Source organism: Pseudomonas sp. NPDC089758 (assembly GCF_044748705.1).
Classification (GTDB): domain Bacteria; phylum Pseudomonadota; class Gammaproteobacteria; order Pseudomonadales; family Pseudomonadaceae; genus Aquipseudomonas; species Aquipseudomonas putida_X.
In genome coordinates this window covers 213,139-228,305 of sequence record NZ_JBIVGN010000007.1, presented here as the reverse complement: position 1 = coordinate 228,305, position 15,167 = coordinate 213,139, and the positions used below count along the sequence as shown (strand labels likewise).

The 15,167-nt window shown below is 62.1% G+C and carries 14 protein-coding genes; 4 read left to right on the top strand and 10 right to left on the bottom strand.

Annotated elements, in window-relative coordinates; all coding sequences use genetic code 11:
• Positions 1-376: 376 nt before the first annotated feature.
• Positions 377-1,273: a formate/nitrite transporter family protein gene (locus ACIPZH_RS12820; protein ID WP_400636356.1), complete on the top strand. Its 897-nt coding sequence runs from the start codon at positions 377-379 to the stop codon at positions 1,271-1,273.
• Between the two features lie 362 nt (positions 1,274-1,635).
• Here the strand turns inward: ACIPZH_RS12820 and ACIPZH_RS12815 are convergent, their stop codons facing one another.
• Positions 1,636-1,959, bottom strand: a complete 324-nt coding sequence (locus ACIPZH_RS12815; RefSeq protein WP_241804920.1) for a DUF2025 family protein — start codon at positions 1,957-1,959, stop codon at positions 1,636-1,638.
• A gap of 185 nt (positions 1,960-2,144) precedes the next feature.
• On the opposite strand from ACIPZH_RS12815, the gene ACIPZH_RS12810 reads away from it, so the two are divergent.
• Positions 2,145-3,362, top strand: a complete 1,218-nt coding sequence (locus ACIPZH_RS12810; protein ID WP_400636355.1) for an ATP-binding protein — start codon at positions 2,145-2,147, stop codon at positions 3,360-3,362.
• Positions 3,363-3,376: 14 nt separating this feature from the next.
• On the opposite strand, the gene ACIPZH_RS12805 is transcribed toward ACIPZH_RS12810, so the two are convergent.
• From ACIPZH_RS12805 to ACIPZH_RS12775, 7 genes are all read right to left on the bottom strand, one after another.
• Positions 3,377-4,243 (bottom strand): HlyD family secretion protein, encoded by an 867-nt coding sequence (locus ACIPZH_RS12805; protein ID WP_267821495.1) that lies wholly within the window; start codon positions 4,241-4,243, stop codon positions 3,377-3,379.
• Between the two features lie 11 nt (positions 4,244-4,254).
• Positions 4,255-4,461, bottom strand: a complete 207-nt coding sequence (locus ACIPZH_RS12800; protein ID WP_241804917.1) for a DUF1656 domain-containing protein — start codon at positions 4,459-4,461, stop codon at positions 4,255-4,257.
• A complete protein-coding gene (locus tag ACIPZH_RS12795; RefSeq protein WP_400636354.1) occupies positions 4,448-6,436 on the bottom strand; it encodes an FUSC family protein in 1,989 nt (662 codons plus the stop codon). Before ACIPZH_RS12795 ends, ACIPZH_RS12800 begins: the two co-directional genes overlap by 14 nt.
• Positions 6,437-6,613: 177 nt before the next feature.
• Positions 6,614-6,730, bottom strand: coding sequence for a cytochrome c oxidase subunit CcoM (gene ccoM, locus ACIPZH_RS12790; protein ID WP_008097462.1), 117 nt, complete (start codon positions 6,728-6,730; stop codon positions 6,614-6,616).
• A 135-nt stretch (positions 6,731-6,865) separates the two neighbouring features.
• A complete protein-coding gene (locus ACIPZH_RS12785) occupies positions 6,866-7,027 on the bottom strand; it encodes a hypothetical protein (RefSeq protein WP_012313081.1) in 162 nt (53 codons plus the stop codon).
• 78 nt (positions 7,028-7,105) lie between these two features.
• Complete coding sequence (locus ACIPZH_RS12780; protein WP_400627869.1) at positions 7,106-7,435, bottom strand: aspartate-semialdehyde dehydrogenase; 330 nt, start codon at positions 7,433-7,435, stop codon at positions 7,106-7,108.
• A gap of 108 nt (positions 7,436-7,543) precedes the next feature.
• Entirely contained in the window at positions 7,544-8,239 is a 696-nt protein-coding gene (locus ACIPZH_RS12775; protein ID WP_241804933.1) for a M949_RS01915 family surface polysaccharide biosynthesis protein, read from the bottom strand.
• Positions 8,240-8,369: 130 nt separating this feature from the next.
• Between ACIPZH_RS12775 and rapA the strand changes: the two genes are divergently transcribed.
• The gene (gene rapA, locus ACIPZH_RS12770) at positions 8,370-11,216 is read left to right on the top strand and encodes an RNA polymerase-associated protein RapA (protein WP_400636353.1); all 2,847 of its coding nucleotides are present in this window, start codon (positions 8,370-8,372) and stop codon (positions 11,214-11,216) included.
• 197 nt (positions 11,217-11,413) lie between these two features.
• On the top strand, positions 11,414-13,678 hold the full coding sequence (locus ACIPZH_RS12765) for a putative bifunctional diguanylate cyclase/phosphodiesterase (protein WP_400636352.1): 2,265 nt from the start codon (positions 11,414-11,416) through the stop codon (positions 13,676-13,678).
• On the opposite strand, the gene ACIPZH_RS12760 is transcribed toward ACIPZH_RS12765, so the two are convergent.
• Positions 13,578-14,465 (bottom strand): NAD(P)-dependent oxidoreductase, encoded by an 888-nt coding sequence (locus ACIPZH_RS12760; RefSeq protein ID WP_400636351.1) that lies wholly within the window; start codon positions 14,463-14,465, stop codon positions 13,578-13,580. The genes ACIPZH_RS12765 and ACIPZH_RS12760 overlap by 101 nt on opposite strands.
• 159 nt (positions 14,466-14,624) lie before the next feature.
• Complete coding sequence (locus tag ACIPZH_RS12755) at positions 14,625-14,939, bottom strand: DUF2288 domain-containing protein (protein ID WP_241804911.1); 315 nt, start codon at positions 14,937-14,939, stop codon at positions 14,625-14,627.
• Positions 14,940-15,167: the final 228 nt, after the last annotated feature.

Below are 15,167 nucleotides of genomic sequence, written 5' to 3'. Positions count from 1 at the left end.
GTGATGCTGATAATCTTTTTGACTATCAGTCCGTACTCACAAGCACCCACACGAATTGCTTGATTCGATTTGTTAAAGAGCGTTTGGTTAAGAGCCTTTCGTCTCAACCGAGGCGCGCATTCTACGCTTTCCTCATTTGCTGTCAAGCGTTTGTTTTGAAGTTTTTTGAATCCGCTTTCTTTCAAAAGCCTTGAACTTCAACAACTTACCGCCTGCCTCACCGCGTTCAACGCTGCGAGGAGGCGAATAATACGCGGTTTGAAATTTGAGTCAACACCTTGATCTAAAAAAACTTCGCCTCGCATTTTGCAGCCGCTGGGCAACTAAATGCATGAACCATCGCTCTGTAGATAAACACTCCGTGGAGGGCAATGGCATGAGCGATGCGCAGAGCGAGAAGACCCCTGGCCTGTCGGCTGATGAAGAGAAGGAAGTCAGCCATAACCAACCCCCGAGGGCGGCGGTTCTGCACGAAATCATTCGCTACCAGGGCGACCAGGAACTGGAGCGGACCCTGGCGGCGCTGTGGTGGTCGGCCTTGGCAGCTGGCCTGACCATGGGGCTTTCATTCATGGCCATGGGGCTTTTTTACGCCCGCCTGCCCGAAGGCGAGAGTGCGCACGTCATCGCCAGCATCGGCTACAGCGCGGGCTTTCTTGCGGTGATCCTGGCGCGTCAACAACTGTTTACGGAAAACACCCTCACAGCGGTCCTGCCGGTGATGACGACACCAACCCTCGCCAACCTCGGGCGCCTGTTGCGCCTATGGGGCGTAGTACTGGTAGGAAACCTGGCAGGCACCTTGCTGGTTGCCTGGGTCATCCTCGAACTGCCCATTTTCGACAGCAAGACGGATGTCGCCTTCCTTGAAATCGGCCGCAAGGTGATGGAGAACGATATCAGCCAGATGTTCGCCAAGGGCATCATATCGGGCTGGATGATAGCGACCATGGTGTGGATGATCCCATCCATGGAGAACGCCAAGATCTGGATCATCCTGATGATCACCTACCTGATGGCACTGGGCGACTTCACTCACATCGTCGTAGGTTCGGTCGAGGTGTCCTATCTGGTCTGGGCGGGAGACGAAAGCTGGCGCAGCTTCTGGCTGGAGTTTGCCTTGCCGACCCTGGCCGGGAATATCATTGGCGGCAGCTTCATTTTTGCCCTGATCAGCCACGCCCAGGTGCGAAGCGACAGCGGCAAGCCACCTTCGCAGCTATTAAAGGATGAAAAAAGGTCTTCGTTCGGCAAGCAGGACGACAAGCAATGATCCGAAGCGTGCAGTCGCTGCCGGTTCGGGCTCGCCAACGCAGTTCCACCTGGGAATCCTAGGCGGCCAGGCCCCTGGCAAAACACGCAGCTAACCAGGGGCCACATCAAGCTGCCAATGCTGACACTCTATCCACTGGTCCGGGCTAGGTGCGCTACCGCCTGGCGATCAAGCTTGCCGGACACAAGCGCCGCCTTCGGGACCTGAGCCGGATTGCTAGTCTGACCGGGCTGCTGGATCACTGTGCCTGGAAGCATTGGCTCCAGCTTCGCGTCCGGGCTTGCCAGAACCTGCAAATGCCACCAGCGATTGCCCTGATCGATATCGACCGTTTCACGAGCATAAAGAGCGCCGCGGCACTGTCAGCAGCGCAAGGAGCGCTGCGCCAGAATTTCCGGCAGGTCCGTGCGCCGCAGGTACTGGCGCAGCGGTTCGGCAATGTTCAGCCGATCGTCCACATGCTGCTCCAGCAGCAGCGACAGGCGCTGGCGGCACAGCGCCATGTGCGCGCCCTGCGCTGGCCGCCAGACGAACTCGCTGCACGGGATGATGCTCTCGTCTGCCACGTCCATACCGAACGCGTCTTCGCTGAACCGTACGATATGGACGCCGCGTTTGCCATGAAAGCCGACGAAGCCCTTGAGCTGGTCGGCCGCACTGCAGATGTCCTGGGATGTGATGGCCATGTCGAAACCTCGCAAATAACCGGAAGTGACGCACGCCAGGCGGGCAACGGTCGCCTCTGGTGGGCGACGCGCAAGGCCAGCCTAGCTCAATCGCTGGCCGTTTCGCCAAGGTTTTTCGCCATTGGCCCAACCGCCCCGCTAGACTAATGGGCTAATCTATTCCGTCGCCAATTTTGGGACCGTTCATGACCAACGCCATCAGCGCCGATATCGCCACCATCGGCCGCATCAGCGCCGTGCCCGCCATCCTTCAGGTCATCTGCGAATCCACCGGCATGCGTTTCGCCGCCGTGGCACGGGTTACCGAAAGCAACTGGACCGCCTGCGCCGTACTCGACAATCTGGGCTTTGGCCTCGAGGTGGGCGGCGAGCTCGAATTGGCAACCACGCTGTGCCACGAAATTCGCAGCTCTCACCAGACCATCGTGATCGATAAAGCCAGCGAAGATGAGCGCTACTGCCACCACCATACGCCGCAGCTCTATCGCTTCGAAAGCTACATATCCGTACCGGTGTTCCGTACAGATGGCAGCTTCTTCGGCACCATCTGCGCCCTGGACCCGAATCCGGCCTCGCTCAAAGGCCAGGCAATCCAGCCCATGATGGAGTCGTTCGCCCGCGTGCTCGCCATCCAGATCGAGAATGAAGAGAGCGTCCAGCACACCGAGCGCGCCCTGCGTGAGGAACGGGCGATGGCCGAAGTGCGCGAACAGTTCATCGCAGTGCTCGGCCACGACCTGCGCAATCCTCTGTTCGCCATCACCGCAGGCGCCGAACTGTTGATTCAGCGCCTGGATGACGACAAGCAGCGTGGGATCGCCCGCCACATCCACACTTGCGGGCAGCGCGCCGCACAGCTGGTACGCGACGTGCTGGATTTTGCCCGAGGCCGGCTTGGCAGCGGCATCCCTTTGAACCTCAAGGCCTGCCCGGACCTTGCCGAAGGCCTCATGCATGTCGCTGCAGAACTGCAGCACATCCACCCACAGCGGCACATCGTGCTTCAGATCGGAGATATCGGCGGCCTGTACTGTGATCGCGAACGGGTGGCCCAGCTGCTCTCCAACCTTATCGCCAACGCGCTGATCCATGGTGCGCCTGACGGGCCGGTGACGGTCAGGGCGGCGATCGCCGACGGGGAGTTCGCGCTTAGCGTGCACAACAATGGGCTCCCCATCGCCTCACAAACCCTGGACCAACTGTTCAAGCCCTTTACCAGGCCGCTGTCTGCGGGGCCAAGACAGGGGCTTGGGCTTGGCCTTTATATAGCCAACCAGATAGCCCTGGCCCATGGTGGACGCATGCAGGTCATCTCAGATGAGCTAACCGGCACGCTATTCAGCTTTCACTTGCCGGCCAATGCACCGAGGCAGATGCCGGGGCCGTCGACGGCCAGCCTGTAACGCATCGCCTAGGATCACTCAGGCGCATCCTCGTGCACCTGCACGCTGGCCGTCATCCCCGCGCTGAGGTTCATGCCTTCGGGAATGTCGTCGAGCCGGATGCGCACCGGTATTCGCTGGGCCAGCCTTACCCAGTTGAAGGTTGGCTCAACCTCTGGCAACAACTGGCTGTCAGGGTTGCTGTTCTTGTCGGTGATACCCCGGCTGATGCTTTCCACATGCCCCTGCATGGCTTCTCCTGCCCCCATCAGCCAGACCTTCACCGAATCGCCCACACGGATGCGCGGCAATTTGGTTTCCTCGAAATAAGCCTGGATATAAAAGGTCGAGTCATCCACCAGGGCCATTACCGACTGGCCGGTATTGACATAGTTGCCCTGAGCCAGGCGCAAGTTGGTGATGTGCCCACTGCGCGGTGCTCGCACTTCGCTGCGGGCAAGGTTGATTTTCGCCACCTGTAACTGAGCTTGCGCCTCATGCAACTCACCGCGGGCAATGGCGGCATTGATTTGCGCATTTTCGCGCAGCTCGGCACTGATCGCCTCGGGCCCCAGTGCCGTGCGCCGCGCAGCTTCGCGCTCGCGCAGATGCAACTGCTGAGTGCGTGTTTCCGCCACGGCGCTGGCCTGGTCGAACGCGGCCTGGAAGCGCTCACGGTCTATGCTCATCAACAGCTCGCCAGCCTTGACCCGCTGGTTGTCCTGCACCTTGAGCTCACGCACCCAGCCCGACACATCGGGCGCGATGACCACCACGTCGGCCCGCACCCGTGCATCACGTGTCCATGGGGTGAGCATGTAGTACTGCCAGAGTTTATAGCCGGCCAGAACGGCAATGGCGACCACACAGAGGGTCACCAGGATACGGACGACAGCACGCATCGAATCACTCCTTACAAAGGCCCCAGCAGGCGGACTACCAGATAGAGCACACAAACGAACAACGCCGCGTCGAACAGCGCTTCATGCCAGATCCAGCGCGCCAATGGCGTGGCTTGCACGACAAAACGCAGCAACCCGGTAAGCACCAGCGCCATCAGCACGTAGATCAAAAAAGGGCTGAGCAGCACGCCGCCCAATGCCCACTCACGCAACCCCATGGGCTTCCTCCTGCCAGCGGCACCATTTGCCCCAGCTTTTCTGCAACTGCAACACTGCCCCTTCGGCCAGGCGTAACGGGTCACTCGCCGGCAAGCGGCGTAGCGCCGCGATGAATCGCTCGCTGGCGGCATCCAGCCACTGCCCTCGGCCGGCCGCCGGCCCACTGGCCAAGACTGTTTCCAGTTGCTGCAGATATTCCCGTTCGGCATCCCCAAGCGGCGCCTGGGCGACCGCCAGGCACATGCGCAAGTGCACCAGTTCGTCGCCGATGTCCAGACCATGCAGGCCATCGTCCCAACGCTTGCGTTCGGCTTCTTGCAGCTCGCCGGCGTGCCGTGCCAATTGCATCAGGCGGTCGGCCATGCGCCCGCCAAACCAGCTGTCGGCACCGCGCAGGTCACGCCGGGTCAGGCGCACCAGGTCGCTTTGGGTCGCCGCGCGCAGACGCCGCCCAAGCCAGGCCGGGTGACGGAACACCAGCAGGCGAAACGCCATGACCGCCGCACCTACGCCCACCAGCATGGCCAGGGCACTGTTGAGCATGGTCGCCACACCGAACTGCATGGCATTGAGCGGCGACACCAATACGATGAAGTGCAAGCAATAAGAAGTCGCCGTGGCACCGGTGCGCGGGTGAGCCATACCCAGAGCACCAAAAAACAGAGGCACGCCCATGCCCAGGCACAGCAGGGCGAAACTGCTCCATTGCGGCAAGATGATCTGCCCCACCAACAATGCCGTCGGGATCGCCAGCAGGATGCCCCGCAAGAAGCTGAGGCCGATCTGCGCACCATTTTCACGGCTGGCGAACAGGCTGCAGACCACACACGTCAGCACCAGGCCACCGGGCGCGGACGGCCAGGCGGTGGCGAGCCAGAAACCACTCATCACCAAAAATGCCAGCGCACTGCGGGAACCGAACAGCAACGCCAGCGACCAGTCGCGGTGGGCGGCCAGCCCCTGCGCCACATCCTTCGGCGCCCTGCCCGCTTCGACATCCTCGAGTGCCTGTGAGGCAGCCATGGCGTAGTCCAGTAGCAGGGTCATGCGGGCCAGGCAAAAATGCTCGGCAGAGCTGATCTGCTCATCATGCGCGGCGTCCCAGATGCGCTGACGCAACACCAACAGGCTCGGCTGATCGGGCTTGACCAGCAGGGCGCGCACTTCGTCCAGCCACGGGCCAAGACGCAGGGCTTGCTGTTCATCCAGCTGCCGCCACTGGCGACGCACCGAACGTGAAATCCGCAGCAGCACCATCAGTTTCTGGCTCAGGCCACGAATGGCTCTCGCCCGCTGGCGCCCGCGCGGGCCCTCGAACCAGGCATGTTCGCGCTGGGTATCGATGGCAACGAGGCGCCCGAGGATCTCCAGCAGGCCTTCGCGCGCCTGGTCTTCACCGCCAAGCATGGCGCTGGCGGCCTGGAACCCGCTGTGCCAGGCCTGGCGCGCCTGCCCGGCAAGCTGCTGCTCCACCCGCATCGGCCAGAGCAACGCGCTGGTGGCCGTTGCGCAGAAGATTCCCAGGCAAATCTCGGTACAACGCGCTACCGCCTGATCGAACACTTGCAGGGGCTTGTCGATCGCGGGCAAGGCGATGATCGCTGCGGTGTAGCCGGCCAGTACGAAGGCATACGCCCAGGCGCTGCGCAGTTGGGTCGAGGCCGCGGTACACAGGGCCAGCCACAACGCCAGCGTAATGAGAAAAAGCCATGGCGTCTGGGCGAACAGCGCCATGAACAGCACCGACATGAAGGTGCCGACCAATGTCCCGGCCAAGCGTGCAAGGCCTTTCTGTACCACCATGCCCGACAGGGGTTGAGCGACGATGAACGCGGTCATCAGTGCCCAGGAAGGCTGCTCCAGCCCCCAGCGCATGGCCAGCCACAGGGCAAGGGCGCCGCCAAGCAGGGTTTTGATGGCGAATTTGATGGCGAGGCTGCTGGGTGCGAACAGGGCCTGGAGGGTGATTGGCACGAAACGGACCTTGCGGGGGATGATCTGGTAAACGATAGACAATGGAGGGAAGGATAATGCTAAAACGAATAATTAGCTAGCTAATCATCTTTAAGGGCTGCCACCTCGAACCTCAAGACAAAAAAATGGGCGACCGAAGTCGCCCTAAATGCCTTGCGTGCCCGTGAAGCTGGAAGGTCAGCGCGGCTTGCGCTTGTTCGAGTCCTTCCAGATGAAAATGCCCAGACCGGCAAAGAACGCGAACATCAACCCGACCGTTACCACACCAGCGATAACCACATTGTCGAAGAACATGTCGGCCTCCCGATTCGTTTGCCGTTGTCCGATGGATGCAAGGTAACGAATAAGGGGCGCGGGGAAATTGATCGAAGTCAATGGTGCCCGGGGCCGGGCACGCGAGGCGGGTGCAGGGTTGACCTGCGTCAAGTTTCAGCGCTTCTTGGGCTTGCTCTTGGGCTTCTTTTTCTTCGCCTTGCCCAGCGGCATGGCTTGCTCGAACGCCTGACGCACTTCGTTCAGGCGCTTTTCCTTGAGGTCGTGCACGCGCTTGGCACGTTCGGCATCGAAGTCGATGAGGTTGTCTTGGCTCATGGGTGGGCTCGAGGATCAACAGAGACTTGCATGATGCAGCCAGGCGTGGGTCATGACCAGCCCCGCGGCACAGGGCCCCTAGATTTCGATATCGACCAGCAGCCCCTGGCGCGTCTGCTCGCCCATAAAAGGAGCTACCGGTACCGTGTTGTCGCCGTTGACTTCGTCACCCGGCAAGGCGCTGTAGCGCTCGTCGCCACCCTGTTGATGACGCCGCTGCTGCCGGCGCTGCTCCTCGCGCAGTAACAGGACCTGCTCCTGCGGGTCGCGTTGCTGTTTGAGGTCGATGGCGCTCTCACCGGATGCAGGCTGCGTGGGGACTACCGGCTTGATGTCCGGGGTCGGCTTGACCGGGTCCTGTTGCGAGGTCACTGGGGCGGCACTGAGCGGAATGATCGGCGGCAGCATGAGAATTCTCCTGTGCCCACTGTATCGGCCGGTTGTCAGCCGCCTTGAGTGTTGGCGAGCAAGGTAATGCGGCCGGCGTCGGCCACGTCATGCCAGTATAGACAGCGGCTACGGCACTTCGTCATAAGGGTCTTGATCGCTTGGCGGGCTGGCCTCGCTCCAGGGGCGCTTGAAGACCTGCTGCCAGACCGCGTCCATGTGCTCGCGCAGCACTGGCGCCGCGTTCTTCAACGAGGCACTGTCCTGGCGAACGCCACCGATCGGCTCTTCACCTGCCGGGGTGATCAGCGACTGCCCGGTGATGGTGTAACTGGTCTGGCCCTCGCGCATCTCGATGGCAATGTCGTGCGGATCGATACCACCGCCGCAGAACGCATGGCTGGCCACCGTCACCTCGGCGATGCCGTCTTTGTTCAGGTCGCCCACATCGCTGACATCGTTGTAGAAGTCGACATCCAGGTCCAGGCCAGGGCAGGTGGTTTCCTGCTCGATCTGCCAGCGCGGCTTGAACCCATCGCCCTCGGTGTTTCGCCCGTACAGCGTGGCCTTGAGCACCACCTTGTCGACTTCCTGCTCGGACTCGGCATCGACCGCCTGGCCATCGCTGCGGCTGAGCACCAGCAGGCCTTCACCGTCCCGGTCACGGAAATGCACGCTCTTGATCGGTGTCTGCACACCCAGCACCTCGAGCTGCTCCACCGGGATCGCAGGCAGGCTTTCGAAGTTTTTCTGCTCGCAAGCGGCCAGCAGCACGAGGCTGCCCACGGCCAGAGATGCGTTCAACCAGCGGTGCTTGAGCGGCATGGCGTGGGTTGCCCTCATCGGCAAGACGGTATTGTGCGATGAAACAGCTAGACTCTTGGACTTCAACTCTATGGTCCGCCGGGCCTATCCGTTAACATAGCCGGCTTTTCATCGCGGGAGTTCAGGCAGTATGGCGCAGCAGTATCAACCGGGGCAACGCTGGATCAGTGACAGCGAAGCGGAGCTCGGCCTGGGGACCATCCTGGCCCAGGATGGCCGCTTGCTGACCGTGCTCTACCCGGCCACTGGCGACACCCGCCAGTATTCCCTGCGCAATGCGCCGCTGACCCGCGTGCGCTTCTCGCCAGGTGACCAGATCACCCACTTCGAAGGCTGGAAACTGACGGTACGCGAAGTCGAGGACATCGACGGGCTGATGGTCTACCACGGCCTCGACGGCCAGAACCAGCCGCGCACCCTGCCGGAAACCCAGCTGTCGAATTTCATCCAGTTCCGCCTGGCCAGCGACCGGTTGTTCGCCGGCCAGATCGACCCATTGTCCTGGTTCAGCCTGCGCTACAACACGCTGCAGCACACCAGCAAGCAGGTCCAGTCATCGCTGTGGGGCCTGGGTGGCTGCCGCGCGCAGCCGATCGCCCACCAGTTGCACATCGCCCGTGAAGTGGCGGACCGCAGCGCCCCTCGCGTACTGCTGGCCGACGAAGTGGGCTTGGGCAAAACCATTGAAGCGGGCCTGGTGATCCATCGCCAGTTGCTGACCGGGCGTGCCAACCGCGTGCTGATCCTGGTGCCGGAAAACCTCCAGCACCAATGGCTGGTGGAAATGCGCCGGCGCTTCAACCTGCAGGTGGCACTGTTCGACGCCGAACGTTTCATTGAAAGCGACGCCAGCAACCCGTTCGAGGACGCACAGTTGGCGCTGGTCGCCCTGGAATGGCTGGTCGAGGATGAAAAGGCCCAGGATGCGCTGTTCGCTGCGGGCTGGGACCTGATGGTAGTCGATGAAGCCCACCACCTGGTGTGGCACGAAGACAAGGCCAGCACCGAATACAGCCTGGTCGAGCAACTGGCCCAGGTCATTCCGGGCGTACTGTTGCTCACCGCCACCCCGGAACAACTTGGTCAGGACAGTCACTTCGCGCGCCTGCGCCTGCTCGACCCCAATCGCTTCCATGACCTGGCAGCCTTCCGCGCCGAAAGCGAGCACTATCGCCCGGTGGCTGAAGCCGTCCAGGAACTGCTCGACGAAGGCCGCCTGTCGCCCAAGGCCCACGCCACCATTCAAGGTTTCCTGGGTGCTGAGGGCGACGCCCTGCTGGCCGCCGTCAGCGATGGCGACAGCCAGGCGAGCGCCCGCCTGATCCGCGAACTGCTTGACCGCCATGGCACGGGCCGCGTCCTGTTCCGTAACACCCGCGCGGCCATCCAGGGCTTCCCGGAGCGCGAACTGCACCCCTACCCGCTGCCAATACCAGAACAGTACCGCGACCTGCCAGCCGGCGAGCACGCCGAGCTGTACCCGGAAGTCGCGTTCCAGGCCCAAGGTGAAGTCGGCGACGACGAGCGCTGGTGGCGTTTCGACCCTCGCGTCGACTGGCTGATCGACACCCTGAAGATGCTCAAGCGCACCAAGGTCCTGGTGATCTGCGCCCACGCCGAAACCGCCATGGACCTGGAAGACGCCCTGCGCGTGCGCTCCGGCATTCCGGCCTCGGTCTTCCATGAAGGCATGAGCATCCTTGAGCGCGACCGCGCCGCAGCCTACTTCGCTGACGAAGAGTTCGGCGCCCAGGTGCTGATCTGCTCCGAGATCGGCAGTGAAGGGCGCAACTTCCAGTTCGCCCACCACCTGGTGATGTTCGACCTGCCGGCCCACCCCGACCTGCTTGAGCAGCGCATCGGCCGCCTCGACCGGATCGGTCAGAAGCACGTCATCCAGCTGCACATCCCTTACCTGCAGGAAAGCCCGCAAGAGCGCCTGTTCCAGTGGTACCACGAAGCACTCAACGCCTTCCTCAATACCTGCCCGACCGGCAACGCCCTGCAGCACACGTTCGGCCCACGCCTGCTGCCGATGCTCGAAGGCGGGGACAGCAAGCAATGGGATGCCTTGGTAGCAGAAGCCAAAGGCGAGCGTGAACGCCTGGAAGCAGAACTGCACAGCGGCCGCGACCGCCTGCTGGAGCTCAACTCCGGCGGTGCTGGCGAAGGCCAGGCGCTGGTCCAGGACATCCTTGAGCAGGACGACCAGTTCGCACTGCCGATCTACATGGAAACCCTGTTCGACGCCTTCGGCATCGACAGCGAAGACCACTCGGAGAACGCCCTGATCCTCAAGCCGAGCGAAAAGATGCTCGACGCCAGCTTCCCGCTGGGCGATGACGAAGGCGTCACCATCACCTACGACCGTGGCCAGGCGCTGTCGCGCGAAGACATGCAGTTCCTCACCTGGGAACACCCGATGGTGCAGGGCGGCATGGACCTGGTGCTGTCCGGCTCGATGGGCAACACCGCCGTCGCGCTGATCAAGAACAAGGCGCTCAAGCCTGGCACCGTGCTGCTGGAGCTGCTGTTCGTCAGCGAGGTGGTTGCGCCGCGCAGCCTGCAGCTGGGCCGCTACCTGCCGCCTGCGGCGCTGCGCTGCCTGCTCGATGCCAACGGCAACGACCTGGCCTCGCGCGTGGCCTTCGAAACGCTCAACGAGCAACTCGAAAGCGTGCCTCGGGCCAGTGCCAACAAGTTCGTGCAGGCCCAGCGCGACGTGCTGGCCAAGCGCATCAGTGGCGGTGAAGCCAAGATCATGCCGACCCACGTCGAGCGCGTGGCAGAGGCGCAACGCCGCTTGGCCGCCGAAGCGGACGAAGAACTGGCGCGTCTGACCGCTCTGAAAGCCGTGAACCCAAGCGTACGCGACAGCGAAATCGACGCCCTGCGCAAGCAACGTGAAGATGGCTTGGCGATGCTCGAAAAGGCAGCGCTGCGCCTGGAGGCCATCCGCGTGCTGGTGGCTGGCTAAGCCCGACCGCGGGTAGTGGGAGGTGCCAGCGCATCTCCCGCTCCTTTATACCTCTGCGTTATCGACCTCATAACCAAATCGTTGCAATCAAAGAGCCATTACCCCGGAAGGTTTAATCACCGGTTCCTATACTCCTTTGTGGATAGTCTCCTGGGGATTGAATGGAGACCCGTGCGAACTCGACCATGGGGCACGCAATGGAATGGCTGGGACTGCAACTGTTCTCCGATGTGCCGGCTAGCGGCAGCATCGTCATCGACTGCCGTCATGAACCACTACTGATCCTGATCGCCTTCGCGGTGGCCAGCGCTGCCTGCTTCGCCACCCTGGACATGGCCGAGCGCCAGTCACACAGCGAACAACCGGCTGCACAGAGGCAATGGCGCATGCTGGGTGCCTGCTGCCTGGCCGGGGGTATCTGGGCGATGCATTTCATCAGCATGCTGGCGTTCAGGGCGCCGCTGGAGTTGCACTACGATGCACCGCTGACCGGCCTTTCGCTGCTGATTGCCCTGGGTGCGGCCTGGATGGCGATGACCAGCCTCGATCGCGAGCGCATGGGCCCACAGCATTACCTGCAAAGCGCCCTGCTGATCGGCCTGGGCATCCTGCTGATGCACTTTGTCGGCATGGCGGCGTTGCAGACCGGGGCCAAGCAGTACTACCAAACCGAGCTTTTGCTGGCCAGCACCGTCATCGCCCTGCTGACCAGCCTGGCCGCACTGCTGATGGCCCGCTACTTCCGCAACGGCAGCGGCACGCTGCACCAAGCCCTGAAATATGGCGCGAGCCTGCTCATGGCCGGCGGCATCGTGGCTACCCATTTCACCGCCATGGCCGCCATGACGCTGGTCATTCCTGCCGACACCGCCCTGCATTTGCCATCCGCCGACAACAGCCTGCAACTGGGCCTGACGGTGGCTTTCATCACCCTGCTGATCAGCGCAAGCAGCATCAGCGCAGCCTTGGCCGACAAAAAGCTGCAGAGCAAGGAACACGACCTGCGCAGGGTGAATATGCTGCTCAGCCAACTGGACCAGGCGCGCGCCTCTTTGCAGCAAGCCGCTCACTACGATGCACTGACCAGCCTGGTCAACCGGCGAGGTTTCAATCAGGTGTTCGCCGAACGCCTGGCCGAACAGGACCCCGAAGAGCATCGCCTGGCGGTGATGTTCCTCGATATCGACCATTTCAAACGGATCAACGACAGCCTCGGCCATGACGCCGGAGACCAACTGCTCAAGGTGATCGCCAGCCATATCAAAGCAGCCACACGCAGCCACGACCTGGTGGCACGCTTCGGCGGCGACGAGTTCTGCGTGGTGACCAGCCTCAATGGGCCTGACGAAGCACGCCACCTGGCACAGCGCATCATGCAGCGCATGAAGGACCCCATCGACCTGGGCGGGCGGCGCATGGTCATGACCACCAGCATCGGCGTCAGCATTTACCCCGACGACGGCCTCACCGCTGAAGAGCTGCTCAAGCATGCCGACCTTGCCCTGTATCAATCCAAGGGCAGTGGGCGCAACAGCCTGCATTTTTTCAACAGCAGCCTGAAAACCCGCGCCACCCTTGAACTGCAACTGGAAGAAGAACTGCGCATCGCCTTGCTTGAAGAACGTGGGCTGCGCGTGCATTACCAGCCCATCTATCACCTGGGCACCGGCCAGGTCGCCAAGCTTGAAGCGCTGGTACGCTGGCAGCACCCGCAGCATGGGTTGCTGAGCCCGGACCGCTTCATCGGCATTGCCGAAGCCAACGGCCTGATCGTCGACCTGGATCTATGGGTACTACGCCACGCCTGCGATGACCTGGCGCAGTTGCATCGCCATGGCTTCGCCGACCTCAAGCTCACGGTCAACTGCTCAGCGGTGACCCTGGGCCATGACGGGTTGCCCAAAGAAGTGGAAATGGCCCTGTTCCAGGCGGGGCTGGCCCCTCGACACCTGGAACTTGAGGTCACCGAGAATGCCCTGATGGGCGACATCCAGCGCACGCTCAGCCTGCTCAAGCGAATCCGTGGCCAGGGTGTCAGCCTTTCGATCGATGACTTCGGCACGGGGTACTCGTCACTGGCTTACCTCAAGCGCCTGCCTCTGGACGTCCTCAAGATCGACCGCAGCTTTCTTCAGGACGTGCCGGCCAGCCTGAAAGACCGTGAAATCGTACAGGCGATCATCGCCATGGCCCATACCCTGCATCTTCAGGTGGTCAGCGAGGGTGTAGAAACCGTCGAGCAGCACGAGTTTCTGGCCGCCAACGGCTGCGACTACCTGCAGGGCTACCTGCTCAGCCGGCCGGTACCGCTGGCCGAGCTACGGCCGATCCTGGAGCGGCTCGACCGCCAGGAAGCCGCCGTCAGCGCTTGTTGCGATACAGCTCTACCAGGGTCGCCGGATCTTTTTGCAGATACCCCTGGCTACCGTGCAAGCGCATCAATTGCGCGGCGAGGGCACTGAGCGGGGTCGCCGCGCCCTGCTCCCGGGACAGCTTGACCGCCCCGTCGAGGTCTTTGAGCAACGTGCGCACGTGCCATTTGACCGGTTCGAAGCGGCGCTCGGCCATTTGCGGTGCCAGGATCTGCAGCGGCTTGGAGTCGGCAAAACCACCGGCCAGGGCTTGGGCGATGAGCGTCGCGTCCACTCCTGACTGCTCGGCCAACGCCACCACTTCGGCAATCACCAAGGCGTTGCAGGCCACGATCATCTGATTGCAGGCTTTGGTCACCTGCCCCGCCCCCACCCCACCCATGTGCGTGACCCGCTGGCCAAGGGTAAGCAATACCGGGCGCGCTCGCTCCAGGTCGGCAGCCTCGCCGCCGACCATGATCGCCAAGGTGCCGGCCTCGGCGCCCGGCGTGCCACCGGACACGGGTGCATCCAGCCAAGCCATGCCGCACAAGGCGGCCAGCTCGGCAGCCATCTCGCGGGTGGCGGTCGGCTCAAGGCTGGACAAGTCGATCAGCAGTTGCCCACTGCGCCCACCCTGGGCGATACCTCGCTCGCCGAAAACCACCTCGCGTACCACCGCCGTATCCGCCAGGCACAGCAGCACCATGTCACTGCCCCGGCACAACGCCGCAGGATCTGCAGCCAGCCGGGCGCCGGCTGCGACCAGCTCGGCACACTTCTCCGGGCTGCGGTTCCAGACGGTCAGCGGGTAACCTGCGGCCAACAGGCGCCGACACATGGGCAGCCCCATCAGACCGATCCCGGCGAATCCAAGCGAAGGCAGTTCAGTGCTCATAACGACTCCTGGCAAATCCAATGGTTATCCGGGCCTTATCAGGCCCCATTACGCATCCCGTAAACTGTTACCGCCACGCCAAATTGTTACCTACCTCTACCCCAGCTGAACGCCGTCGAGCACCATAATGGGGCGCCTGCGCATTTTTACGCACCAAAATCAACCGGCAGAATTCGCGCTCTTCACTTGAATCAGGATGAACGGCGAAACCACCACTGCCCATATCTCTGGATCGCGGCTTTGCAGGTCGAGCGCCTGTTCGGCCGAGACAGGGCCCACAGTGCCATCATCCCGCCATTTGGCGAACATCTCGCTGCGATTCTCAGCCATCACTTCGGCAACCGCTATCAGGTCCAGGCCAGGGTCGACCCAAATCAGGTCACCCTTTGCCCAGAAACGCTCCAAAGCTTTCCACTCGATAGTTGCCGTCTCGCCGAGCAATTTGGCATAGAGGGTGCTTGTTTGATCAGTCATGGGTTTTTGCCGCAAATATCAGCCAATAAAAAAGGTCGGCATTTTTGCAGAAAAACCCGGTTTCAAATATGTAATTTGGTCGATTGGCCCAGAACTTGTGGGGTTGGGCCGAAGATGCAGGCAATCTAATGGCGCCTTTCTGTATCTTTGTGTCGACCATGCGACAACCCGCGAAACAGGCGCTTTTCGCCCGCTTTTCAAGCGCTCGGGCAGCGCTCTACACTGTAC

Bases quoted from the DNA above. Each gene is read 5' to 3' on its own strand.
- ACIPZH_RS12755 (WP_241804911.1), bottom strand. From the start codon at position 14,939: ATGACTGATCAAACAAGCACCCTCTATGCCAAATTGCTCGGCGAGACG.
- rapA (WP_400636353.1), top strand. From the start codon at position 8,370: ATGGCGCAGCAGTATCAACCGGGGCAACGCTGGATCAGTGACAGCGAA.
- ACIPZH_RS12785 (WP_012313081.1), bottom strand. From the start codon at position 7,027: ATGAGCCAAGACAACCTCATCGACTTCGATGCCGAACGTGCCAAGCGC.
- ACIPZH_RS12805 (WP_267821495.1), bottom strand. From the start codon at position 4,243: ATGCGTGCTGTCGTCCGTATCCTGGTGACCCTCTGTGTGGTCGCCATT.
- ACIPZH_RS12815 (WP_241804920.1), bottom strand. From the start codon at position 1,959: ATGGCCATCACATCCCAGGACATCTGCAGTGCGGCCGACCAGCTCAAG.
- ACIPZH_RS12780 (WP_400627869.1), bottom strand. From the start codon at position 7,435: ATGCTGCCGCCGATCATTCCGCTCAGTGCCGCCCCAGTGACCTCGCAA.
- ACIPZH_RS12765 (WP_400636352.1), top strand. From the start codon at position 11,414: ATGGAATGGCTGGGACTGCAACTGTTCTCCGATGTGCCGGCTAGCGGC.
- ccoM (WP_008097462.1), bottom strand. From the start codon at position 6,730: ATGTTCTTCGACAATGTGGTTATCGCTGGTGTGGTAACGGTCGGGTTG.
- ACIPZH_RS12760 (WP_400636351.1), bottom strand. From the start codon at position 14,465: ATGAGCACTGAACTGCCTTCGCTTGGATTCGCCGGGATCGGTCTGATG.
- ACIPZH_RS12775 (WP_241804933.1), bottom strand. From the start codon at position 8,239: ATGCCGCTCAAGCACCGCTGGTTGAACGCATCTCTGGCCGTGGGCAGC.
- ACIPZH_RS12820 (WP_400636356.1), top strand. From the start codon at position 377: ATGAGCGATGCGCAGAGCGAGAAGACCCCTGGCCTGTCGGCTGATGAA.
- ACIPZH_RS12800 (WP_241804917.1), bottom strand. From the start codon at position 4,461: ATGGGGTTGCGTGAGTGGGCATTGGGCGGCGTGCTGCTCAGCCCTTTT.
- ACIPZH_RS12810 (WP_400636355.1), top strand. From the start codon at position 2,145: ATGACCAACGCCATCAGCGCCGATATCGCCACCATCGGCCGCATCAGC.